Origin of the sequence: Synechococcus sp. BA-120 BA3, assembly GCF_034931285.1 — a bacterium.
Taxonomy (GTDB): domain Bacteria; phylum Cyanobacteriota; class Cyanobacteriia; order PCC-6307; family Cyanobiaceae; genus Cyanobium.
In genome coordinates this window covers 1-3,674 of the sequence record NZ_JAYGHZ010000388.1, presented here as the reverse complement: position 1 = coordinate 3,674, position 3,674 = coordinate 1, and the positions used below count along the sequence as shown (strand labels likewise).

The window sequence follows — 3,674 nt, the reverse complement described above, 5'->3', positions numbered from 1 at the left end:
GGCCCGAGGGGGTGGGCCGCCGGCTGGCGGCCCTGCGCCTGCTCGAGGGGGTGCTTGCCGGTGGCACCGCCGGATCGGTGCCACTGCGGCGACGCCTGGCGGAGGGCAACCACCCCGATCTGCTCTGGGTGGAGCCCACCCACCTGCACCAGGGCCGGCTGGTGACGGCCTCCGAGGCCGAGGCCCAGGGCCTCAGCCGCCGCAGCCCCCCCCAGCTGCGCCTGGAGCAGGTGCGGGAAGTGACCCGTTTCCTGGCCCGCCGTCCGGTGGAGGGGGAGCGCTGCCTGGTGGTGCTGGAGACGGTCGAGGCGATGGCCGAAGCGGCCGCCAATGCCCTGCTCAAGACCCTCGAGGAACCGGGCCATGGTCTGCTGATCCTGCTCACGGCAACGCCGGACCGGCTGCTGAGCACCATCCGCTCCCGCTGCCAGGCCATCCCCTTCGCGCGCCTGGCCCCCGCCCTGGTGCGCCAGGTGCTGGCGGGCCTGCCGGCGCCGGAGGGGGCTGGGGAGGGGACATCGCAGCCGGCCGTGACCGATCCCCCCGAGCTGCTCGAGCTGGCCGCCGGCTCCCCCGGGGCCCTGCTGCGCCACCGGCGGGTCTGGCAGGGGCTGCCGGCGGGCCTGGCGGACCGCTTGCTGGCCCTGGGCCGGGAGCCGATGGAGGCCCTGGGCCTGGCCCGCGACCTCAGCGAGGCCCTCGATGGCGAGCAGCAGCTCTGGCTGATCGACTGGTGGCAGCTGCACCTCTGGAGGCGGCGCCTGGAGCCGGCACCCCTGCGGCGCATCGAGCAGCTGCGCAGCCACCTGCTGGCCTACGTGCAGCCCCGGCTGGCCTGGGAGGTGGCCCTGCTCGACCTGGGCGGCTGAGGGGGCGGAGGCCCGACGGCCTTCCTCAGGCCACCGCCCCTTCGCCCGGCTTTGTCACCGCGGCGAGCCTGGCCTCCCTGGCGGAGCGGATGGCGGCGCCGAGGGGTTCGATCTGATCGGTGGGGGGCAGCTCGAGGCAGTAGCCGGCGCCGTAGACGGTCTTGATGAAGCGGGGTTTACGGGGATCGGGCTCCAGCTTGGTGCGGAGGTGGCGGATGTGGACGCGGATGGTCTCGATGTCGTCGTCGGGTTCATATCCCCAGACCTCCTTGAGGATGAGGGAAGGGGCGACGGTCTGGCCGTGGCGCTGGAGGAGGCAGTGGAGGAGCTCGAACTCGGTGTGGGTGAGGCGTACGGGGGCATCGAACCAGATGGCCTCGAAGCGCTCGGGGACGAGGGTGAGCGAGCTGAAACTGAGGATCTCGTTGTGCTTGGCGGAGAGGGGAGCGCGCTCACTGCGGCGGAGCAGGGCCTTGACCCTGACCATGAGCTCCTCGAGATCGAAGGGCTTGGTGAGGTAGTCGTCGGCGCCGGAGTTGAAGCCGCTGACCTTGTCCTTGGTGCTGCCGAGGGCGGTGAGCATGAGGATGGGGATCTTGGCGGTGCGCTCGTCGCGCCGAAGGCGCTGACAGAGGGTGAGACCGTCGACCTTGGGGAGCATGAGGTCGAGGAGGATCACATCGGGGGAGTACTGAACGGCGAGGGCCTGGCCCTTGATGCCGTCCGCGGCCCTCTGGACATCGAAGCCGCCGTGCTCGAGATGTCCGGCGACGAGATCGAGCATGTCGCCGTCATCTTCGATGAGCAGGATGGAGGGCTTCATGGGTGTTTGAGGCGTGGCGAGGCGTGTCGTCGTGGTGCCTGCGGGGAGAGCACGGGCACGGAGGCGTTCAGTGTCGCGGATTTGCGGGAGGGCTGCAGGGGCCAGGGTGCAGGTGGGGCCCCCGGCCGGTGGTGCGGGCCCCGATCAGCACCCCGACCCCGACCGCCATGGCCGGTGGAAGGGAGCCCAGCATCGGGCGGATGAAAAACTCCCCGGGCGGGATTCGAACCTGCGACCAATCGGTTAACAGCCGACCGCTCTACCACTGAGCTACCGAGGAAAACACCCGGCGGACCGGGATTTGAAGACCTTACCTTTCGGCCCCGCCGGGGGGCAAGGGGGCCAGAGATCGGCGCAGGCTTTCGCCGCTCTGCCAGGGGCCGATGGCACCACCTTCCATGCGGGCGGCCCCGTCGCAGCACGCCAGTTCCTCGAGACGATGGGTGATCCACAGCGCGGTGAGGGGGGACGGGCTCCGGTGGCAGAGCCGATGGATCAGCTCCAGCACCTCCTTCTGGCTGTCCGGATCCAGCAGGGCGGTGGGTTCATCGAGCAGCAGCAGCGTCGCGGCGCTGGCCAGGGCCCCGGCGATCGCCAGCCGCTGCTTCTGGCCACCGCTCAGGGTGTGGATGGGGCGCTGCTGCAGGCCCGCCAGGCCCACCTGGGCCAGGGCTGACGCCACCCGCTCGGCACGGGCGCCGTCGTCGAGTCCCTCGGGGAGGGCCAGCTGCAGGTCGCTGCCGCAGCTGGGCAGCAGCAGCTGGTGATCGGGGTTCTGGAACACCAGGGCCGGTCGGCCCTGGCAGGTGATGTGGCCGGCCGTCGGCGTGAGCAGGCCGGCGATCAGGCGCAGCAGGGTGCTCTTGCCGCTGCCGTTGCTGCCGACGAGCATCCAGAGGCCCGGCCCTGGAATCTGCAGCCGGCAGTCCCGCAGGGCAGGGGCACCTTCCCCCCAGCCGAAGCGGAGCCCCTCGATCTGCAGGGGCGGCTCGAGCGCCCCCGAGGTCGCCGATGCGCTCAAGGCTCGAAGCTGAAGCCGGGACGCTTGCCGCCGCCGGCGACGGAGGACTTCTCATAAATCTGCACGGCGACGATCTCGCCGCTCAGCAGACTGACGCGCTTCTGCTCGTCCTTCTCACAGGTGAGCTCGAGCACCTTGGGGTGCCCGCTCTCGAGCGCCTGGCGCACGTCCCCGTACAGGGCCTGGGCCGCCTCCAGCTCCTTGCGCTGGACGGCAACGGGCATGGGGCTGAGCCGGAGGGAGATCTCGACGACGTACATGGTGGAGGGGGCTGGGGGCCGGGACGGCGGGAGGGCTGCCAGCCACTCTGGCGAATCGTCGGCCGGCGGGGAGGGGTGGGTAGATGTACTCATTCCCTCGGGGTCACGGCCCGCTCGGCCGCACAGAAAGGGCGTTCTCTTTTAAAGTCGGCTTGTAAAGCTTCGTGAAGCACCTCCCATGACGATCGCCCTGGGGCGCGCCCCTGCCACCCGTGGATGGTTCGACGTCCTCGACGACTGGCTCAAGCGCGACCGCTTCGTTTTCGTGGGGTGGTCTGGTCTGCTGCTGTTCCCCACGGCCTATCTGGCCCTGGGCGGCTGGCTCACCGGCACCACCTTCGCCACCTCCTGGTACACCCACGGCATTGCCAGCAGCTACCTGGAGGGGTGCAACTTCCTCACCGCCGCCGTCAGCACCCCGGCGGATGCCATGGGGCACAGCCTCCTGCTGCTCTGGGGCCCGGAAGCCCAGGGTGACTTCGTCCGCTGGATCCAGCTCGGCGGCCTCTGGCCCTTCGTGGCCCTGCACGGCGCCTTCGCCCTGATCGGCTTCATGCTGCGCCAGTTCGAGATTGCCCGTCTCGTCGGCATCCGTCCCTACAACGCCATCGCCTTCTCCGGCCCGATCGCGGTGTTCGTCAGTGTCTTCCTGATGTACCCCCTGGGTCAGAGCAGCTGGTTCTTCGCGCCGTCCTTCGGGG

Annotated in this window: 5 protein-coding genes and 1 tRNA gene; 2 read left to right on the top strand and 4 right to left on the bottom strand. The window is 70.4% G+C overall.

Going from position 1 to position 3,674, the window contains the following annotated elements; all coding sequences use genetic code 11:
- The coding region (locus VB737_RS15565) for a DNA polymerase III delta subunit-related protein (RefSeq protein ID WP_500314288.1) at positions 1-869 on the top strand (869 nt) is incomplete at its 5' end.
- A 25-nt stretch (positions 870-894) separates the two neighbouring features.
- Here VB737_RS15565 and VB737_RS15560 read toward each other — a convergent pair.
- From VB737_RS15560 to VB737_RS15545, 4 genes are all read right to left on the bottom strand, one after another.
- Positions 895-1,692: a response regulator transcription factor gene (locus VB737_RS15560; protein WP_500314286.1), complete on the bottom strand. Its 798-nt coding sequence runs from the start codon at positions 1,690-1,692 to the stop codon at positions 895-897.
- Between the two features lie 208 nt (positions 1,693-1,900).
- Positions 1,901-1,972: transfer RNA gene (locus tag VB737_RS15555), tRNA-Asn, on the bottom strand.
- 30 nt (positions 1,973-2,002) lie between these two features.
- On the bottom strand, positions 2,003-2,713 hold the full coding sequence (locus tag VB737_RS15550) for an ABC transporter ATP-binding protein (RefSeq protein ID WP_500314284.1): 711 nt from the start codon (positions 2,711-2,713) through the stop codon (positions 2,003-2,005).
- Positions 2,710-2,973, bottom strand: coding sequence for a UPF0367 protein family (locus VB737_RS15545; RefSeq protein ID WP_500314282.1), 264 nt, complete (start codon positions 2,971-2,973; stop codon positions 2,710-2,712). Before VB737_RS15545 ends, VB737_RS15550 begins: the two co-directional genes overlap by 4 nt.
- Positions 2,974-3,151: 178 nt before the next feature.
- On the opposite strand from VB737_RS15545, the gene VB737_RS15540 reads away from it, so the two are divergent.
- A partial coding sequence (locus VB737_RS15540; protein ID WP_500314281.1) for a photosynthetic reaction center family protein occupies positions 3,152-3,674 on the top strand: 523 nt, incomplete at its 3' end.

Excerpts from the sequence above, each read along its gene's own strand:
- VB737_RS15545 (WP_500314282.1), bottom strand. The coding sequence starts at position 2,973 with ATGTACGTCGTCGAGATCTCCCTCCGGCTCAGCCCCATGCCCGTTGCC.
- VB737_RS15560 (WP_500314286.1), bottom strand. The coding sequence starts at position 1,692 with ATGAAGCCCTCCATCCTGCTCATCGAAGATGACGGCGACATGCTCGAT.